19 protein-coding genes are annotated in these 17,885 nt (G+C 71.8%); 7 read left to right on the plus strand and 12 right to left on the minus strand.

The features are described 5' to 3' along the window. The first annotated feature begins 23 nt into the window (after positions 1-23). The 4 genes from NIE111_RS17955 to NIE111_RS17970 all read left to right on the plus strand — a co-directional run bounded on the left by NIE111_RS17955 (position 24) and on the right by NIE111_RS17970 (position 3,881). Complete coding sequence (locus NIE111_RS17955; protein WP_238685486.1) at positions 24-1,202, plus strand: sensor histidine kinase; 1,179 nt, start codon at positions 24-26, stop codon at positions 1,200-1,202. After that, positions 1,192-2,400 carry a hypothetical protein gene (locus NIE111_RS17960; RefSeq protein WP_238685487.1) on the plus strand — a complete coding sequence of 403 codons (1,209 nt, stop codon included), beginning with the start codon at positions 1,192-1,194 and terminating at the stop codon, positions 2,398-2,400. Before NIE111_RS17955 ends, NIE111_RS17960 begins: the two co-directional genes overlap by 11 nt. Next, entirely contained in the window at positions 2,373-3,086 is a 714-nt protein-coding gene (locus NIE111_RS17965) for a response regulator transcription factor (RefSeq protein WP_238678153.1), read from the plus strand. The genes NIE111_RS17960 and NIE111_RS17965 overlap by 28 nt, the downstream gene beginning before the upstream one ends. 72 nt (positions 3,087-3,158) lie before the next feature. Continuing rightward, a complete protein-coding gene (locus tag NIE111_RS17970; RefSeq protein WP_238685488.1) occupies positions 3,159-3,881 on the plus strand; it encodes a hypothetical protein in 723 nt (240 codons plus the stop codon). Here NIE111_RS17970 and NIE111_RS17975 read toward each other — a convergent pair. From NIE111_RS17975 to NIE111_RS18005, 7 genes are all read right to left on the minus strand, one after another. Next, the gene (locus NIE111_RS17975) at positions 3,763-4,743 is read right to left on the minus strand and encodes a GlxA family transcriptional regulator (protein ID WP_238685489.1); all 981 of its coding nucleotides are present in this window, start codon (positions 4,741-4,743) and stop codon (positions 3,763-3,765) included. The genes NIE111_RS17970 and NIE111_RS17975 overlap by 119 nt on opposite strands. Positions 4,744-4,747: 4 nt before the next feature. Further along, complete coding sequence (locus NIE111_RS17980) at positions 4,748-5,356, minus strand: isochorismatase family protein (protein WP_238685490.1); 609 nt, start codon at positions 5,354-5,356, stop codon at positions 4,748-4,750. A gap of 73 nt (positions 5,357-5,429) precedes the next feature. Continuing rightward, complete coding sequence (locus NIE111_RS17985; protein ID WP_238685491.1) at positions 5,430-6,182, minus strand: lysophospholipid acyltransferase family protein; 753 nt, start codon at positions 6,180-6,182, stop codon at positions 5,430-5,432. A gap of 96 nt (positions 6,183-6,278) precedes the next feature. Beyond that, positions 6,279-8,339 carry an amylo-alpha-1,6-glucosidase gene (locus NIE111_RS17990; RefSeq protein WP_238685492.1) on the minus strand — a complete coding sequence of 687 codons (2,061 nt, stop codon included), beginning with the start codon at positions 8,337-8,339 and terminating at the stop codon, positions 6,279-6,281. After that, entirely contained in the window at positions 8,339-8,710 is a 372-nt protein-coding gene (locus NIE111_RS17995) for an SCP2 sterol-binding domain-containing protein (protein ID WP_238685493.1), read from the minus strand. The genes NIE111_RS17990 and NIE111_RS17995 overlap by 1 nt, the downstream gene beginning before the upstream one ends. 293 nt (positions 8,711-9,003) lie before the next feature. Beyond that, a complete protein-coding gene (locus NIE111_RS18000) occupies positions 9,004-9,420 on the minus strand; it encodes a CBS domain-containing protein (protein WP_091405600.1) in 417 nt (138 codons plus the stop codon). Positions 9,421-9,494: 74 nt separating this feature from the next. Further along, complete coding sequence (locus NIE111_RS18005; protein ID WP_238685494.1) at positions 9,495-10,178, minus strand: TMEM175 family protein; 684 nt, start codon at positions 10,176-10,178, stop codon at positions 9,495-9,497. Positions 10,179-10,291: 113 nt separating this feature from the next. Here NIE111_RS18005 and NIE111_RS18010 point away from each other — a divergent pair, with 113 nt between their 5' ends. Next, on the plus strand, positions 10,292-10,873 hold the full coding sequence (locus NIE111_RS18010; protein ID WP_238685495.1) for a nucleotidyltransferase family protein: 582 nt from the start codon (positions 10,292-10,294) through the stop codon (positions 10,871-10,873). Positions 10,874-10,902: 29 nt separating this feature from the next. Here the strand turns inward: NIE111_RS18010 and NIE111_RS18015 are convergent, their stop codons facing one another. The 4 genes from NIE111_RS18015 to NIE111_RS18030 all read right to left on the minus strand — a co-directional run bounded on the left by NIE111_RS18015 (position 10,903) and on the right by NIE111_RS18030 (position 15,311). Next, the gene (locus tag NIE111_RS18015; protein WP_238685509.1) at positions 10,903-11,343 is read right to left on the minus strand and encodes a PPOX class F420-dependent oxidoreductase; all 441 of its coding nucleotides are present in this window, start codon (positions 11,341-11,343) and stop codon (positions 10,903-10,905) included. Positions 11,344-11,498: 155 nt separating this feature from the next. After that, positions 11,499-12,524, minus strand: coding sequence for an aspartate-semialdehyde dehydrogenase (locus NIE111_RS18020; RefSeq protein WP_196919411.1), 1,026 nt, complete (start codon positions 12,522-12,524; stop codon positions 11,499-11,501). A gap of 163 nt (positions 12,525-12,687) precedes the next feature. After that, a complete protein-coding gene (locus NIE111_RS18025; RefSeq protein WP_238685496.1) occupies positions 12,688-14,025 on the minus strand; it encodes a M16 family metallopeptidase in 1,338 nt (445 codons plus the stop codon). Next, positions 14,022-15,311, minus strand: a complete 1,290-nt coding sequence (locus tag NIE111_RS18030) for a M16 family metallopeptidase (RefSeq protein WP_238685497.1) — start codon at positions 15,309-15,311, stop codon at positions 14,022-14,024. The genes NIE111_RS18025 and NIE111_RS18030 overlap by 4 nt, the downstream gene beginning before the upstream one ends. 103 nt (positions 15,312-15,414) lie before the next feature. Here NIE111_RS18030 and NIE111_RS18035 point away from each other — a divergent pair, with 103 nt between their 5' ends. Further along, positions 15,415-16,164, plus strand: a complete 750-nt coding sequence (locus NIE111_RS18035) for a phosphodiesterase (RefSeq protein WP_238685498.1) — start codon at positions 15,415-15,417, stop codon at positions 16,162-16,164. Here the strand turns inward: NIE111_RS18035 and NIE111_RS18040 are convergent. Continuing rightward, complete coding sequence (locus NIE111_RS18040; protein ID WP_238685499.1) at positions 16,131-16,349, minus strand: hypothetical protein; 219 nt, start codon at positions 16,347-16,349, stop codon at positions 16,131-16,133. The two genes, NIE111_RS18035 and NIE111_RS18040, sit on opposite strands and share 34 nt — an antisense overlap. 273 nt (positions 16,350-16,622) lie before the next feature. Between NIE111_RS18040 and NIE111_RS18045 the strand changes: the two genes are divergently transcribed. Further along, positions 16,623-17,717 carry a 3-deoxy-7-phosphoheptulonate synthase gene (locus tag NIE111_RS18045; RefSeq protein ID WP_238685500.1) on the plus strand — a complete coding sequence of 365 codons (1,095 nt, stop codon included), beginning with the start codon at positions 16,623-16,625 and terminating at the stop codon, positions 17,715-17,717. Positions 17,718-17,885 lie beyond the last annotated feature (168 nt).

Genomic DNA, 17,885 nt, shown 5'->3' on the forward strand with positions numbered 1-17,885 from the left:
CGTTGTCGGAAGGACACTTCCCGATGCCGGCCGTTGCCACCCCAACCGTGCCGCCGCCCACGCTGGACAACCCGGCCGGCGGAGCCCTGGGCCTCATCTTCACCACGCTCCCAGCGCTGCTCCGGCTGAGCTGCGGGGTGTTCGGCGCGGCGGTGGCCGTGTCGGTGCAGACCCCGCCGGTGCGGCAGGCGGTGTTGCTGCCCGCTGTGGCAGTGCTGACCGGCTGGTCCCTCTGGTACGCGCACCGCGCGTTGCGCCACGGCATCGGCGCCGGCCTCGTCGGCGGTGACGTGGCGGTCACCGCGCTGACCTGCCTGCTCATCCCGGTGTTGGTGGCGCCCGAGGTACTGCCCGGCGAGGGCAGTTGGATCGCCGTGCTGGCCAGCACCACGGTGATCAACACGCAGGCCACGACCTCGGCCCGCTGGTCGATCCCGGCCGGGCTGCTCGTGATAGCCACCTACGTGACAGGGGCGCAGGCCGCCGGCAACCCCACCGAAGCCAGGGCACACGCGGCCACGCTACTGGCGCAGACCGCCTGCACGGCGATGATGGCGGCGGTCATGCGCCGACGCATCGGCCGGGCGGACCGCGCCTTCGTCGAACACCAGCGGATGACCCGGGAGGCGTTGGTCGCGCGCGCCGCCCGCGAAGCCGAACGCCAACAGAACCGCGACCTGCACGACACAGTGCTCGGGACGCTGACCATGGTGGGGCTGGGCGCGGTGGCCGGGCCCTCGGCCGTCTTCCGGGACCGTTGCGCGGCCGACCTGCGTACCCTCGTCTCGCTCACCGACGTCGGCCCGGTGGCCGGCGACGGCCCGGTGCCACTCGACGGGCGGTTGCGGTTGGTGGTCGGCCGGCTGCCCGAGCTCGCGGTACGGCTGGACCTGGCGTCCTGCGCCGTCCCGGTCGGCGTGGCCGACGCGATCAGCGAGAGCGCCTACGCGGCGTTGTCCAACGTGGTCCGCCACGCGCCGGGCGCCGGGGCCACGCTGCGGCTGACCCGCGACGCGATCGGCGTCGTGATCGAGGTCGCCGACGACGGCCCCGGCTTCGACCTGGCCACCGTCCCACCGCACCGGTACGGGTTGCGCGAGTCGATCCGCGGCCGGATGGCGACCGTCGGTGGCCGGGCCGACGTGCACTCGGCCGTCGGCGCGGGCACCCGGATTCGGCTGGAGTGGCCCGGTGTCGGCTGACCTGAACGCCCCGGCGCACCCCACCGACGCGCCGGAGGCACCGGACCGGACCAGCGTTCCGACGCCCCGTGAGCCGGACTCCCCCGCGACGCTCGCCGCACCGGCCGCCGTGGCGCACGCGTCCGACAGGGGTGCCCGGATCGCCGCCGTCGCCATCGCGTTGGCCTGGCACGTCGCGATCGCGCTGCCGGCGGTGCTGTCCGCCCGCGCGGAGTTCGCCGCGCCGGCGGTGGTGCTCGGCGCCTGGATCCTGGTCGCCGTGACCGGCGCGGTGGCCGGGGTACGGCTGCTGCACGGTTCGCCACTGCCGCCGTGGCCGCTGGCCGGGCTGCTGCTGGTCGTCGACGCGGCAGTCTTCGCCGCGGCCGGTGAGCGGCAGTTGTTCACCGCCGCCAACTGGGTGTGGGGCACGCTCGGCTGGTTCTTCGTGCTGGCGGTGTGGGGTCGGCGCGTCGTGGGGCTGATCGCGCTCCTCGGCACGCACGCGTTGATCGCCCTGGTCGCCGTGCTCGTGCACGGCCCCGATCCGGCGGACGTGGCCCGTTACGTGATGTACGTCTACGGCACGTTCTCCCTGCCGGTGGCGGTCTTCGTGGGCAGCACCGTCATCGTCGGCCTGGCTCGGGAACGGGCCGCCGTCTCGGCCGCCGGTCACGCCATGGCCGCGGAGCGGGATGCCGCCGAGCGGGGCCTTCGGGAGCGCCGGGACCGGCTCGCTCTGGTCAGCTCGGCGGCCGGGCGGGTCCTCGGGGACCTGGCCGCCGGCCAGGCCGACCCGGACGACCCGGAGGTGCAGCGCCGGTGCATGCTGGCCGCCGCCCGGCTGCGCCGGCTGATCGCCGAGTCCGACGATGTGCCCGACCCGCTGTTGCACGAGTTACGAGCCGCCGCCGACCTGGCGGAACGCAACGGCCTACCGATCGACCTGGTCACCATCGGCACCCCGCCGCCGCTGCCGGTGGAGGTCCGCCGTCGGCTGGCCGACCCGCTCACCGGCACCCTCGCCGACGCCCGGGGATGGGCGCGGCTGACAGTGGTCTCCGGCTCGGACGAGGTGGTGGTCAGCCTGGTCACCCCGGATCGGGATGGGCCGGAGTCGACCGGCCCACCCCCAGGGGAGCACGACGACGGGCCGGTGCAGCACCTCTACGAACGGGACGGGAACATCAGATGGGCGCAGACCCGGTGGCGGCGGTGACCGGCGATCGACCGGTCGGGGTGGCGATCGTCGACGACCATCCCGTGGTCGTCGAGGGGGTCCGCGCCTGGCTCGCCACCGAGCCTCGTCTGACGGTGCTCGCCACCGGCGACGACCCGGACGCGGTGCTGCGGGCGGCGCCGGACGCCGACGTCGTCCTGCTCGATCTGCGGCTGCACGGGCGGATGGCATTGGACAAGTTGGCCGAGCTGAGCGCCGCCGGCCGGCGGGTGGTGGTCTATTCGGAGCACACCGACCCGCAGACGATGCTCGCCGCGCTGGACGCCGGGGCGGTGGCGTTCCTGGCCAAGCACGAGGGCCGGGAACACTGCGTGGAAACGGTGCTGGCCGCCGCGAGCGACCGCCCGTACGTGCCGCCGGCGCTGGCGGGTGCGATGGTCGGCGACCCACGGCCGGACCGGCCGATGTTGTCCGACAAGGAGCGTGAGGCGCTGCTGCTCTGGTTCCAGTCGATGTCCAAGGCGTCGGTGGCCCGGCGGATGCAGATCAGCGAGCACACAGTGAAGCAGTACGTCGACCGGGCGCGGATCAAGTACACCCGGGCGGGGCGGCCAGCCGCCACAAAGGCGGCACTACTCGCCCGTGCGATCGAGGACGGTCTCGTCCGCCCGGAGGAGATCGGCATCTACCGGTCACAGGCGACACACGACCGGCCGACCCCCTAACAGGCGTCATGACAGGGGCGCTCCGGTCCGGAAGGCTTCAGTACACAGCCAGCTGACCGGAAGGTCGTGACGATGCATTCCGACGCGTCCCCCTTCTTCATCGGTCCTCACCGGTTCGACGCCCCCGACGACGACGTGGGCCCGACCCTGGACCGCCGCTACAACCTGCGACCGATTCCCGGCGAGCGGTTGCTCGGGCGACACCAGCTGCTGGTCGCGGGCTACCTGCTCGGGCCGAGCGAGGTGCGACGCCGTTGGCAGTTGCCCGAGCCGGTTGCCGTGACAGTCACCGACCAGCGGATCTGCTGGGTGGGCAGTGGCTCGCAGCTGTCGCTGGTCGGCGACGGCACGCACCGGGCCCGACCGCCGGCTCGACTGAACGGCCTGATGAGCGGCCAGATCCGCTGGCAGTGGCCGTCCCGGTTGGAGCTGCCCACGAGCCCGCCGGACGCTCCGGCGCAGTTGCTGATCGTCTGCGACGCGCTGCGCACCATTCAGCAGCCGGCGTTGGCCCTCAGCGGCGCGACCGCCGAGGTCGTGGCGCTGGCCCGGCAGGTCCGCCGGGCGGTGGCCATGTTCCGGCTCAACCGTCCACAACTGGTCGACCTCTCGGCCCAGGAGCGCGACGTGCTGCTGCTGCGGGCCGGCCCCGGTCTGCTCGCCGGGGACAGCCGGATCACGCTGCCCGGCTCGTTGCCCGTGGAGTTCCACTCCCGGGACGACTACTACCGCTCCAGACCGGATCCGACAACGTGGGGCGGGCTCGCAGGCGGCGCAGCATCCGGGCATCGGTGAAACCGACAGCGCGCGCTGCGGCTTCCACTGTGGTGCCGTGCCCGATCAGGTGCTCGGCCCGTTCCACCCGGAGCAGCTGCTGGTAGCCGAGCGGGGTGAGGCCGGTGCTCGCCCGGAAGATCCGGGTGAGGGTTCGTTCGGCCACCCCGCCGGCGGCGGCCAGTTCGGCCAGCGGCAGGGGCTCGGCGTACCGGCTGTCGATCAGATCCTGCACCCGGTGCACCGAGTCGGACAGGTGTGAGCGGTGCCGCATCAACGCGCTGGCCTGCGGCTCGTGCCCGTTGCGGCGGGCGTAGACGACCAGCGTGCGGGCGATCTTCGCGGCGGTCGCCGGGCCGTGCCGGGTCGCCACCAGATGCAGCGCCACGTCGATGCCACTGGCGATGCCCGCCGAGGTGACCACCCGGTCGTCCACCACGTACAGCACGTCGCGGACGACCTGGGCCGCCGGGTGCCGGCGGGCCAGGTCGTCCTGCACCTCGTGGTGGGTGGTGCAGCGTCGGCCGTCGAGCAGCCCGGCCCGCCCGAGCGCGTAAGCCCCGGCGCAGACACTGGCCACCGTGCCACCGGCCGCGTGGTGCTCGGCGAGCCGCCGCAGGTCGCCGGGCGACACCGGCCCCTGCGGCCCGTGCGCCGCCGGCCGCCAACCGGGCACGATCACCAGGTCGTCCGGGGCCAGCTCGGGCCACCGGGTGTCGGCGACCAGCGGTACGCCCTGCACCGTGGGCACCTGCTCGCGCTCCGCGACGTAGTGCAGTCGATAGTCGTACCCGAGGTCGGCGGCGCTGGAGAAGACCTGGGCCGGCCCGGCGAGGTCCAGCAGGTGCAGCTGTGGGACCAGCAGGAAGACGACCCGGGTCACGACGTCAGCCCCGGCTGCCGGCGAGGGTCACGCCGGTGACCTCGTCCACGGTGCGGATGGTCGCGAAGCGGCCAGCCAGCGCGTACTCGGTGCGGGTCACGATTTCCTCGTTCGTCAGGGTGCGCGGGTCGGCGAGGATCTCCGCGACCGTGGCGGTCTCCGGCAGGTCCCGGTGTGGGATGGGGAAGGTGAGAGTGGCGTCGGTGACGAAGGTCATCCGGTAGCCCAGGTCCGCGCCGACCCGGGTGGTGGTTTCCACGCACTGCTCGGTGCGGATGCCGCAGACGGTGATGTCGGTGATTCCCGCCTGGGTGAGCAGTTGCTGGAGGTTCGTCGTGGTGAACGCGTTGTGTGCGGTCTTGACCAGCGTCGGCTCACCCTCGGCGGGGACCAGCCCGTCGATCAGCCGGACGTAGGAGAGGACGGGGTCGAACAAGCCGCCCGTTCCGGGCTCCGAGTGCAGGACCCACACCACCAGGTCGCCGCGCTGCCGGGCGGCAGTCACCAGCCGGTCGACCTGGCGGATCATGTCGGGGTTGGAGCCGTACGCCCAGATCGGGCGCTGCCGGAAGGACTCTTGCACGTCGATCACGACGAGTGCTGCTCTGCTCATGACGTCGATCCTGGTCGGACGGCCTTCGCGCCGGCAGACACCATTGTGCCCAGGTGCGGAACGATCCGGCCAACTACGGCGTGGGGGCGCGGTGTTCGGCGGCGGCGTCCAGAGCGGCGGCCTCCTCTGGTGTGGGCGCGCTGCCGCCCAGGTGCGCGGGCTGCCACCAGGTGTCGTCCGGGCCTGCCGGGGCGTCCGGATAATCCCGCTGCGCCCGGTCGACGAGGGCGCTGAGCCGGGAGGTCAGCTCGGCGGCCAGCACGTTCGGGTCCGGGAAGTCCGCCGGGTTGATCGGCTCGCCGATCAGGATGGTGATCGGCGTGTGCCGGCGGGTCAGGGTGCGCGGGCGGCCCTTGGTCCAGAGGCGCTGGGTGCCCCACAACGCGACAGGCAGCACAGGCACCTTGGCCGAGCGGGCCATCCGGACCGTGCCGCTCTTGAGCTCCTTGACGGTGAACGACCGGCTGATCGTCGCCTCGGGGAAGACGCCGACGACCTCGCCCTGCTTGAGCGCGCCCACGGCGGCGCGGAACGAGGCCGCGCCGGCCTGCCGGTCCACCGGAATGTGCCGCATCCCGCGCATCAGCGGGCCGGAGATCTTGTGCGTGAAGACCGAATCCTTGGCCATGAAGCGGACCAGCCGACCCGACGCGTTCGCGCCCAGACCGGCGAAGATGAAGTCGAGGTAGCTCACATGGTTGCTGGCCAGCACCGCCCCGCCCGTGCGGGGTACGTGGTGGGCGCCCTCGATCGTGATCTTCAGGTCGAGGACCCGGAACAGCGTCTTGGCGGCGGCGATAACGGGCGGGTACACGAGCTCCGGCATTCGCAGAATCTACCCTGACCGGCTGGGGATCGGCTGGGTGGCGGGACCGGCGGCGACGCGGATGGCGCGCCACCGCCGGCCCGGCGGTCCAGCCGGTCAGTCGGAGAGTTTGTTCAGGTCCAGTCGACCCCGGGCGAACGCGTCCACCCGCCCCCAACGACCGGGGATGTCCAGCACCTCGATGCGACCCATCCCCACCGGCAGCCGCGGCTCGACCGCCAGGTGACCCTCGTGCGGCTCCAGACCGAGCATGGTGCGCAGCAGCAACAGCGGCGTACCAGTCGACCAGGCCTGCGGGCTGCACGCCGTCGGGTACTCCACCGGGAACTTGGTCAACTCCCGCGGGTAGCCGCCGAACGCCTCCGGCAACCGGCCGTCGAAGTACGTGGCCGCGTCCAGGATGCCGTTGGCGATGGTCGCGGCCTCCTCGGCGAAGCCGTAGCGGCGCAGACCCCAGGCGATGAACGAGTTGTCGAACGGCCAGATCGTGCCGTTGTGGTAGCCGATGGGGTTGTAGCGGGCCTCCCCCTCGGCGAGGGTGCGCACCCCCCAGCCGGAGAAGAGCCGCGGCCCGACCAGGTGCGCGGCGAGCTTCTCCGCCCGCTCGGGTTCGACGATCCCGCTCCACAGCAGGTGGCCGATGTTGGAGCTGAGGATGTCGCACTGCCGGCCGTCCGGGTCCAGGGCCAGGGCGAAGTACTCCCCGTCGTCCACCCACCAGTCCCTGTTGAACCGTTCCTTCAGCTCTGCCGCCTCCCGCTCCAACTGGTCGGCGAACTCCGGGTCACCCCAGAACTCGCGCGCCAACCGGGCCGCGCGGACCTTCGCGTCGTACGCGTACCCCTGCACCTCGCAGGTGGCCCGTGGGAACGGCGGCAGCGTGCCGTCGGAGTAGGAGATCGAGTCCCAGGAGTCCTTCCAGCACTGGTTCTCCAGGCCGGTGTCGGTGTTGCGTCGCTCGTACCAGATGTAGCCGGTGCCGACCAGGTCGGCGTAGTTGTCGATCCACCTCAGCGCCGCCCGGGACTCCTGCTCCAGCTCCTTGACCAGCGCGACGTCCCCGCTCCACCGCTCGTACTCGTCGAGCAGCACGATGAACAGCGGCGTCGCGTCGACCGAGCCGTAGTACGGCGAGTGGGGCTGCTCCTCGAAGGCCGCGGTCTCGCCGTAGCGCATCTCGTGCAGGATGCGCCCCGGGTCCTCGTCCCGGAAGTCGTCGAACCGGCTGCCCTGCAGCGACGCCAGGATGCGTAGCGTCGTCTTCGACAACTGCGGGGTGAACGGCAGCGTCTGTAGGCAGGTGAGGATGCTGTCCCGGCCGAACATGGTCATGAACCAGGGCAGACCGGCGGCGGGCAGGGTGGCGCCGCCCAGCGACAGTGGCGAGAAACGCAGCGCCGCCAGGTCGATCAGACTGCGCCGGTACGTGCTGGCCACCCGGCCGTGCTCACTGTTGACCTTCGGTGCGTCGGCGATCCACTTCTCCAGGTCGTGCTGGAGGGCGAGCCGCTCGGTGCCGTGTTTGCGCAGCCCGAACCGCAGGTCCCGGCCGCCGGGCCCGACCGCGTGGGTCTGCACGTCGATCGAGGCATCCCACTGCTCGTTGGGCTCCAGGTGCACCGTGTACGCGAAGCCCTTGCTGTCGTAGCGGGCCGACATCGACGACGAGATGATCGTCTCCCGCTGGAAGTTTCCCCGCCGGTACCCGAGCCGCAGCCGGTCCGACTCCACCTCGGTGTAGATCTCGCCCTTCTTGTTCAGGATCTCGTCCTTGACCTGGAACAGGTCGGCGAAGTCCGACGCCGCGTCCATCCGGACTTCCAGGTCGACGGGCTTCTCGTCGTGGTTGAGGATGGTCAACTGCTCACAGAAGCTGCCGCCCACTGTGCGCTCCCGGATGATCGACAGCTTCGCGTCCACGTAGTGCGTGGCCATCCCCGGGACCAGGAAGAATCGCGACTCGAAGTACTGCAGGTCGTCGTAGGAGAGCGAGTTGAGTCGCTCACCGTTGACCGTCAGCACCCACGTCGACAGGAACCGGGTGTCGATGGAGAACAGCCCGGTGGGCTCGCTCGGCGTCGCCTCGATGTCACCGGTGTCCTCGCAGACGACGAACGTGTTGCCGTCCAGGATCCGGATCGTGTTGCTCTGCCCCATCAGTGCACCTCCCCGGAGAATCGCCGACGCGGCCCACGGGCGTCCGGGGAACCCGGAAAGATCCGCTCCACCTGTACGACGAGACGAGCGTCACCGGACACCGTCATGTCCCCCCGCAACAGCGCCGCCAGGCCGTGCTCGCGCCCCGAGGCGATGTCGTCGAAGAGGACCGGGCTCGCGCCGATCACCGTGTCGGCCTCCTGGTCCTCCTGACTGACGTTCAGCCGGCCGTGGTCGATCCTCAGCAGCCAGTGCCGGGTCTGCGCCCCCTCGTGCAGGTCGATCCGCAGCGTCCCGGAGGTCTTGGCCAGCAGGGGTTCGTACCCCCGCCGGTCCAGGTCCTCGAAGAACCTCGTGGTCGCGTCCACCATCGGGTCCACTCCTCCCAGTTGCCGGGCCGGGGATCCCACCCACCGCGCTCGCGTCGCACGGACGGCCGGCGTTGCACGTCCCCGCACGGGTCCCCGCCACTCCCCCGGCCAACCTCGCCCAATTCGGGTGACCCGACCTTGATCACCCACCCCGCCCTGCGCCGGTGATCAAGAGCTTTGCGTCATCGCTTCCGGCGTGTCGTGACGCGAACCTCTTGATCACCGAAGGGGTGGAGACGCCACAGCGCCGGCCCTCCCGGACGGGAGAGCCGGCGCGCGCCGCGGCGGACGGGTCAGTTGTTCGGGTCGTCGGCGCTGATGTCGGCCAGGACCGACTGCGGTTCGCGCTCGACAGCGAGGTCACCCATCGACACCAGGCCGATCAGGCGCCCGTCGTCGATCACCGGAAGTCGGCGTACGGCGTACGTCCGCATCAGGTCCGCGGCGGCCACGGCATCGTCGTACTGACTCACCGTGATCACGTCGCGAGTGGTGATTTGACTCAACCGGGTCGAGCCCGGGTCCATGTTCTCCGCGACACCTCGGACCGTGATGTCCCGGTCCGTGACGATGCCGACGACACTGTCGCCGTCGGTCACCACCACATCACCTATCGCGCTGTCGCGCATCTCCTGCGCGGCGGCGATGAGCGTGTCGTTGCCGTCCATCGTCACCAACCGGGTCGTCATGAACTCTCCGACCGTTGTCATGGTGCTCCCCTCTCGGTGTTCGGCACGGCCCGTCTACCCGCCGCCCGGGAGGGGGTAACGCCGACGGCCCCGGCCTATCCGCGCGGGTGTCGCAGGCGTCGAAGTTCGTAGAGGCCGCTGCTGGTCAGGCTGTAGAACACCGGCAGCAGCAGGAAGATCACCAGCGCGAACAGCGGGCTGGTCACGAATCCGACCAGGATCGCCAGCGCGTACCCCAGGAGGCCGACCGCGGCCCGGGCCCGTTCGGCCGGGAAGAACCGAAGCGGCACCGTCTGGTCCAGCAGATCGTGATGCCGGGCGAGGTAGTGGTACAGCCCCAACCAGCTCACCGAGACCAGCACCCCGACCAGACCGTAGACGACCACGCCGGTCCGCTGGTCGGCCTGGTCGCCGTCCCGCATGGCCTGCGAGACGACCGAGGTGGCGAACGGCAGCAGCGCGGTGCTGAACAGCACTGCGAGGTTGTACCACTGGAGGGCCTTTCCGCTGTTCATCACCCGGTTGAAGGCGGCTCGGTGGTTCAGCCAGCCCACCGCCACGTACACGTACGACGTGACATAGGCGAGGTACGCGGGCCACTGCTCGACCAGCGCGTGCAGCATCTGACCGCGGCCGACCCGGGGAGGCTGGAGGTCGAGCACCAGCAGCGTGATGATGATGGCGAAGACCCCGTCGCTGAACGACAACAGCCGGGAGGTTTCCCGCCGCAGGGGCGGCCCACCGGGACGGGTCTCGTCGCTGCTCGTTCCCGCGCCCATCGCCCATCTCCTCCCCGACGTCCCGCAACGGCAGATCAGCGCGGTATACCCGTCGACGGGCGGCACACCCGCCCACGGCGGCGCACGTCGACTCCGCTGCCTACCGTGGGCGGATGATGACGGGCGAGGAGGAGCTGCGGGACCTGGTCGCCGGCAGCGAATGGCTGACCCGGGCGCTGACAGTGGTGCGTGATTCCGGGCTGCCGGACGCCTGGATCGGCGCGGGCGCCCTGCGTGACCTGGTCTGGGGCGAGCGATACGGCCACGGGTTCGACCCGGTGCGGGTCCGCGACGTGGACGTGGTCTTCTTCGACCCGGCGAGGCTGACCCGCGTCGACGACGACCGGGCCACCGCGCTACTGGCGGGAATGTGGCCGCAGCCGCCGTGGCAGGCGCGCAACCAGGCGGCGGTGCACACCTGGTACGCGGCCAGGTTCGGCGGCGACCCGATCGAGCCGTACCGAAGCGTGGCCGAGGCGGTCGCCACCTGGCCGGAGTACGCGACAGCCGTGGCCGTCCGCCTGGACCCGGCCGGCCGACTCACGGTCTGCGCCCCGTACGGCCTGACGGATCTGCTGGTCGGGGTGTGGCGGCACAACCCGGCTCGGGTGGATGTGGACCGGTCGCGGCAGCGGTTGGCCCGGCACCGCCCGGCGCAGCGCTGGCCCGGCGTGACAGTGATTGAGCCGGGCTGATCGGCTGCGGGCGGTCTCCCTTGGGCGGGTCAGCCTCGGGGCGGCATCCCGTAGATCCGCTCGACGTGCAGGCGTAGCACTATCCGCCCCTCGTCGACCATTGCCTGGCGGTACTCGTCCCAGTCGGGGTGTTCGCCGCTGAGCCCTCGGTAGAGCGCCACCAACTCCTCGACAGTCTCGTCGCCGAGTTCGGTCGCCGGCGGGCTGAGTTCGGCGCGAGCCTCGACCACCGCGTACGCCCAGCCGTCCTCGCTGCTGACGTGGAAGCTGGCACGCGGGTCGCGGCGCAGGTTGGCGGTCTTGGCGCGGCCGTCGGTGACCGAGACCCGGATCAGGCCCGCGTCCCGGTCGAAGGAGTAGAGCACCGTGGACAGCTGCGGACGCCCGTCTCGCTTGATGGTGGCGAGCACGCCCATCGAGCGGCCGGCCACCAGATCGGTCAACGCCTGCTGGGTGCGGTCATCCGGCATGGTGTCCTCCAGGTTGGACGATCGTCTCCGACCCATCCAAGCACGACCTGCCGGCCGCCGCGGGCGACCACCCGAACGGCGGGGCGACCACCCGCATCGGCACCGAGCCCTCGCCGACGGACGGCGAGGGCTCGGTGTTTCGGCAACCGTGCCGGTCAGCGGCGCTCTGCGGCGACCAGTTCGGCGAGTTGCACAGCGTTCAGCGCTGCGCCCTTGCGCAGGTTGTCGTTGGAGCAGAACAGCGCCAGCCCGTACTCGACGGTCTCGTCGGCGCGGATCCGGCCCACGTAGGTCGGGTCCTGGCCGGCGGCCTGCAACGGGGTCGGGACGTCGGTCAGTGCCACCCCGGGCGCGTCGGCCAGCAGTTCGTGGGCGCGCTGCGGGGTGAGCGGCCGGGCGAACCGGGCGTTGATCTGGAGCGAGTGCCCGGTGAAGACCGGCACCCGGACGCAGGTGCCGGAGACCAACAGGTCGGGGATCTCCAGGATCTTGCGGCTCTCGTTGCGGAGCTTCTGCTCCTCGTCCGTCTCGAAGGAGCCGTCGTCGACGATCGAACCGGCGAGCGGGAGGACGTTGAAGGCGATCGGCTGGGTGAACGAGCGGGGCGCGGGGAACTCGACTGCCGACCCGTCGAAGGCCAGCCCGGCGGCGTGCTCGGCCACCTTGCGGACCTGCTCGTCCAGCTCGGCGACGCCGGCCAGCCCGGCGCCGGAGACCGCCTGGTAGGTGGAGACGACCAGGCCGACCAGGCCGGCCTCGGCGTGCAACGGACGCAGCACCGGCATCGCGGCCATCGTGGTGCAGTTCGGGTTGGCGATGATGCCCTTGGGCCGGTCCAGGGCGGCGTGCGGGTTGACCTCGGCGACCACCAGCGGCACCTGCGGGTCCATCCGGAACGCCGACGAGTTGTCGATCACCACGGCGCCGGCCTCGGCGACCCGGGGCGCCAACTCGCGAGCGGTGCCCTTACCGGCCGAGAAGAGCACGATGTCCAGCTCGGAATAGTCGGCGGTCGCGGCGTCCTCGACTGTCACCTCGCCGTCGCGCCACGGCAGCGTACGCCCGGCGGACCGCGCCGAGGCGAACAACCGCACCTGCTCCGCTGGGAACTCCCGCTCCGCCAGCACCTGCCGCATCACGCCACCGACCTGGCCGGTGGCCCCCACAATGCCGATCCTCATGCCCGCGAGGCTACCGACCCCACCCCCGAAACCGGGACCCCTTTCCCACCCCCCGGGTCCCACCTCACACCCCGCCCTACATCTGTCGATCAAGAGATTCGCGTCAGAAACCGTGCTCCGGATGACGCAAACCTCTTGATCAACGGCGTTCGTCCGGTGCGGGTCAGGGGAGGAGATCTCCCAGGGCGGTGGCTTGCAGGTCGTCGCGGATCACCGCGGCGTCGCCCTCGATGACCAGGGTCAGAGCTTCCGGGTGCAGGTGGGTGGCTGCCGCCGCCGAGACCTGGTCCACGTCGGCGGAGAGCAGCGACTCGCGCAACCGCGCGTGGTAGTCGTCCGGCAGGTCGTGCACCACCAGGGTGGTCAGCGCGGAGGCGATCGCCCGGGGGCTCTGCAATTCGACCGAGAGCTGCCCGGCCCGCCAGGAGCGGGCCACCTCCAGCTCCTCCTCGGTCACCCCGGTGGCCTGGGTACGGGTGATCTCGCCCACCGCCTCGACCAGGGCCGGCGCGGTGACCGCCGTCTGCACGCCGGAACTGACAGCGAACCGACCGAACCGCCGCGACGCGGCGAAGTCGCCCCGGATGCCGTAGGTGTAGCCGTGCACCTCCCGCAGCAGGTGGTTGAGTCGGGAGGTGAACGCCCCGCCGAGCACAGTGCCGGCGAGCGTCATCGGCACGTGGTCGGGGTGCGCCCGGTGTGGCGACGGGTGGCCCAGCCGCAGCGTGGACTGCACCGATCCGGGTCGGTCCACCAGGATGATCCGCCGACCGCCGTGCAGCGGCACCTCGATGGGACCGCCCCGTTCGGTGGGGCCACCACCGGTGCCGGCGAACGCCGCGGCGGCCAGCGCGTCCAGGTCGATCCGGTCCAGGTCACCGGCGACGATCAGGGTGCCGGGGCGGAGGAACCACTCCGAGTGGAAGACGGTCACGTCCTCCACGTCCAACCCGGCGACCGACTCCGGGTCGCCGTGCATCGGCCGCCCCCAGCGGTTCTGCGCGCCGAACAGGTCGGCCCGCAGCGCGGCATCGGCGCGCGGCCCGGGGTTGGCCCAGTCCATCCGGAGCGCGGTCGCCTCGTCGTCGCGGACCCGACGTACGTCGGCGGGGTCGAGCCTGGGCGTCCGGACCGCCTCGGCGAGCAGTTCCACGGCCGCGCTCAGCCGGTCCACCGGGATCACCACGCTGGCCTGGAACGAGTCCCAGTCCAGACCGGTCGACAACGCGGTGCCGAGCCCCTCGACGGCGAGCGCGTACGCGGCGGCGTCCCGCTGCGCGGTCCCCTCCTCCAGCGCCTTGGCCAGCACACCGGACAGCCCCTCCTTGCCGACCGGCTCCTGGCCCGCGCCCACGTCGAGCAGCAGCAGGGCCACGGCGAGGTTCTGCCCCGGCAGGTGCGCGGCGACGACCTGACCACCGGCCACGGCGCGGCGGACCACCGGCGGGAACCGGTACGGGCGGGCGGCACCCGGGCCGGGACGGTCGGCGATCAGCGTCATGAGGTCTCCTCGGGCAGGTAGGTCAGGGTCACCCGGTCGGTGGCGAGCACCTCGGCGGCTGCCTCGGCGATCTGCTCGGCGGTGACCGCGAGCAGGGCCGGCAACTGCTCGGCGATGCGGGCCGGGTCACCGAACTGCGTGGTGTACCGGCCGAGCAGGTCCGCGCGGCCGTCGACGGTGGACAGCTGACGCCACCACCCGGTGCTGAGCAACGCCTTGGCCCGATCCAGCTCGGCGGCGGTGACCGGCACTGTGGCCAGCTCGTCGATGACCTCGGCCAGCCCTTCGGCCAGCCGCTCGGCGCTCACCCCGGGGCGGGCGGTGGCGGTGGCGATCAGCGGTGCCGGGGCGTGTGCGAGGTCCACCCCGTACGCCCCGACCAGGTCCGGTTGCGCGATCCGCTCGCCGTCGGCGAGGCGCTGGTAGAGCCGGCTGCCCCGGCCGCTGCCCAGGATGGTGGCGAGCACGGTGATCACGTTGTATCCCGGGCTGCCGAACGGGTAGCTGCGGTGGGCGATGTAGACCCGTGGCGCCGGCACGTCGGCGCTCACCGACTCGACGGCTGTCTGCCCGGTGACGGGGACGTCGCGGCCGTCCGGTGCCGGCGGGATGTCGTCGCGGGCGGGCAGCGCGCCGAAGTACTTGTCGGCGAGCGCGAACACGTCGGAGGCGGTGGCGTCGCCGACCACTGTCAGCACCGCGTTGTTCGGCGCGTAGTAGGTCTGGTGGAACGCCTGGAAGGTGGCCAGGTCGGCGGCATTCAGGTCGGCCATCGAACCGATCGTCGCGTGGTGGTAGGGGTGTCCCGGCGGGTAGAGCAGCGGAAGCAACCGCAGCCAGGCGTCGCCGTATGGCACGTTCTCGTAGCGCTGCCGGCGTTCGTTCTTCACCACGTCCCGCTGGTTGTCCAGCGTCTCCTGGGTGAGGGCGGGGACCAGGCCGCCCATCCGGTCGGCCTCCAACCAGAGCGCCAGCTCCAGGTGCTCGGCCGGAACCGTCTCGAAATAGTTGGTCCGGTCCGGGTTGGTGGTGGCGTTGAGCGAGCCGCCGGAGCCCTGGATCAGCTTCATGTGCTCGGTCTTCGCCACGTTCACCGAACCCTCGAACATCAGGTGCTCGAAGAGGTGGGCGAAACCGGTCTGCCCAGCCGGCTCGTGCCGGGAGCCGACGTCGTACCAGAGGTTGACGGCCACGGCGGGCGCGGTGCGATCCTCACTCACCACCACGCGCAGGCCGTTGTCCAGTCGGGACGTCTGAATGGGCCAGGGGTAACCGCTGTCGGGCATGCCCCCGACGCTATCCGATCTCGGAGGCGGAAAGGTGACGTGCCGTCGGTCGGCGAGCCGACCCGGGCGGCATCGGAGCCGCCGCGCGGGGTACCGGGAAGCAATGACCGTGACCCCGCCTCCGTCCCGGGCCGCCGGCCGGGCCGCCACCGCCGTCGAACGCGCCAGCACGGCACTCGGCCGGCTGCGCCGTGGCCGGTTGCTGCATCCGGCCGGTCGCTCGTTCGTCGGCGAGACGGTGATCTGGGGTACGCCCGGACCGCCAACCGGTGTCGCTCTGCTGGACCGCCCCGGCCGGTACCGGACCAGCATCCGGCTCTCCAAGGGGACGCCCACGCCCGGCAGTTGGCCGGACGTTCTTGGCCTCGCGCTGCGCCTGCACCGCGGCGACAGCCGGCCGTTCGACCTGCTGGTCAGCTCCAGCGGCGCGGCCCCGGTGCTGCGGAACCTGCCGCTGCCCCGACGCCGCTTTACGGGCACGTACAGCACGATCACGTGCTACCGCGCGGGTCGGCGCCGCCTCTGGCTGGCCGCGCTGGCCGACCCCGACTCGGCCGACCTCGGTCGCAGCCTGGCCACGGCGGCCGCCGTGACCCGGACGGACACCCCGCGTCTGGTGCTCGCGGTCGCGTCGGCGGTGGGGCCGTGGCGGCTGGTCGGGCAGGTCAGTCTCGATGCCCAGCTCAGCGCCGAGGAGGACGCGGCGCTCGCGTTCGACCCGGTGCGCAACCTGCCACCCGAACTGCGGGTGGCAGGTCCGCTGGCCTGGCTGCGAGACCAGACCTACCGGGGGTCGCGCCGGGCCCGTGGGGCGACAGCTCAGTCCGGCGGTTCGACCGCCACCACTGTCTGATCCGAGGTACGACGCTCCAGCACCGTGTCCGGGGCGGCGTTCTGGTCCGCCTCGCGGATGTCCGAGTCGGCGAGGATGGCCTCCGCCTGCGCCTCCGGGTCGTCGCTGCCCACCGCCCTCTCCTCGGGCAGGAGGTGGTGCGCGCGGGACTCCACCCGGTCCTGATCGCTCTGCTCGTGTGTCATGGCACCCCTGTTACCCCGACCGCGACCCCGGCACGCGATCTTCGCCCCGCATCTTGGGACGACAGGACGGGAGACCCCGTTTGGTCGGGTACGCTGGCCCGGTGACGCGTTCCTATCGATGGTTTAGGCAGCCGGCTCGCACGCCGGTGACTTCACTATGAACTGACGTCACCACAGACCGAGCCGGCCGGGCAGGAGCTGTCGTTCCTGCCCTTTTGCGTACGAGCAGCCGGCTCGTCCCGGGCACCGGCCCCGGGCACGGTCGGCGGAAGGATGCCCACCGTGACGACCCCGGAGACTGATCGGGTCAGCGATCAGCGAATCGACCGTGTCGTGCCGCTGACCACGCCCGCCCTGCTGCACCACGAGTTACCCCTGGACGCCCCGCTCGCGTCGGCCGTGTTGACCGGCCGCCGCGCGGTCGGTCGCGTGCTGGACCGCGAGGACGACCGCCTGCTGGTGGTGGTCGGTCCCTGCTCGGTGCATGACCCGGCCGCCGCCCTGGACTACGCGCAGCGCCTTCGGACGGCTGCCGACCGGCTCGCCGACGACCTGCTGATCGTCATGCGGGTCTACTTCGAGAAGCCGCGCTCGACTGTCGGTTGGAAGGGCCTGATCAACGATCCCGGCCTGGACGGCAGTGGGGACGTCAACACCGGTCTGCGGCTGGCCCGTGCGCTGCTGCTCGACGTGCTCCGCCTCGGCCTGCCGGTGGGTTGCGAGTTCCTCGACCCGATCACCCCGCAGTACATCGCGGACACGGTGGCCTGGGGCGCGATCGGTGCCCGCACCGTGGAGAGCCAGGTGCACCGCCAGCTCGCCTCCGGCCTGTCCATGCCGATCGGCATGAAGAACCGCCCGGACGGCAGCATCGGCACGGCCGTGGACGCGATCCGCGCCGCCGGGGTGCCGCACGTCTTCCCCGGCATCGACTTCTCCGGCACGCCGGCGATCCTGCACACCCGGGGCAACACCGACGGGCACCTGGTGTTGCGCGGTGGGGGCGGCCGGCCCAACTACGATGCCGGGTCGGTCGCCGGGGCACTCGACCTGCTCCGCGCCGCCGACCTGCCGGAGCGGCTGGTGATCGACGCCAGTCACGCCAACAGCGGCAAGGACCACCGCAACCAGCCGCTGGTCGCCGCGGACGTGGCCGCCCAGATGGCCGCCGGCCAGCGTGGTATCACCGGCGTGATGCTGGAGTCCTTCCTGCTGCCCGGCCGGCAGGAACTCGACCCGACCCGGGAACTGGAGTACGGCCGGTCGGTCACCGACGCCTGCCTGGGCTGGGACGACACCGCCGAGGTGCTCGACCACCTCGCCTCGGCCGTGCGGGCCCGCCGGGCCACCCTGCCGACGACGGTGTGACAGCCGACACCACTACCGGCGGAACACGAGCGGGGGTCGGCTCGTTGACTGGGGTGTCGGTGTGTCCAGTGTCCCCGGGCCTCACCTAAATAGCCTTCGCGGAATACCGTCCGGCTGGAGCCGCGTAGTGCCACTCGCCGAGAGGCGACCTGCACACCGACACCAGCG

This window comes from Micromonospora hortensis (assembly GCF_022230935.1).
GTDB classification, from domain to species: Bacteria; Actinomycetota; Actinomycetes; order Mycobacteriales; family Micromonosporaceae; genus Micromonospora; species Micromonospora hortensis.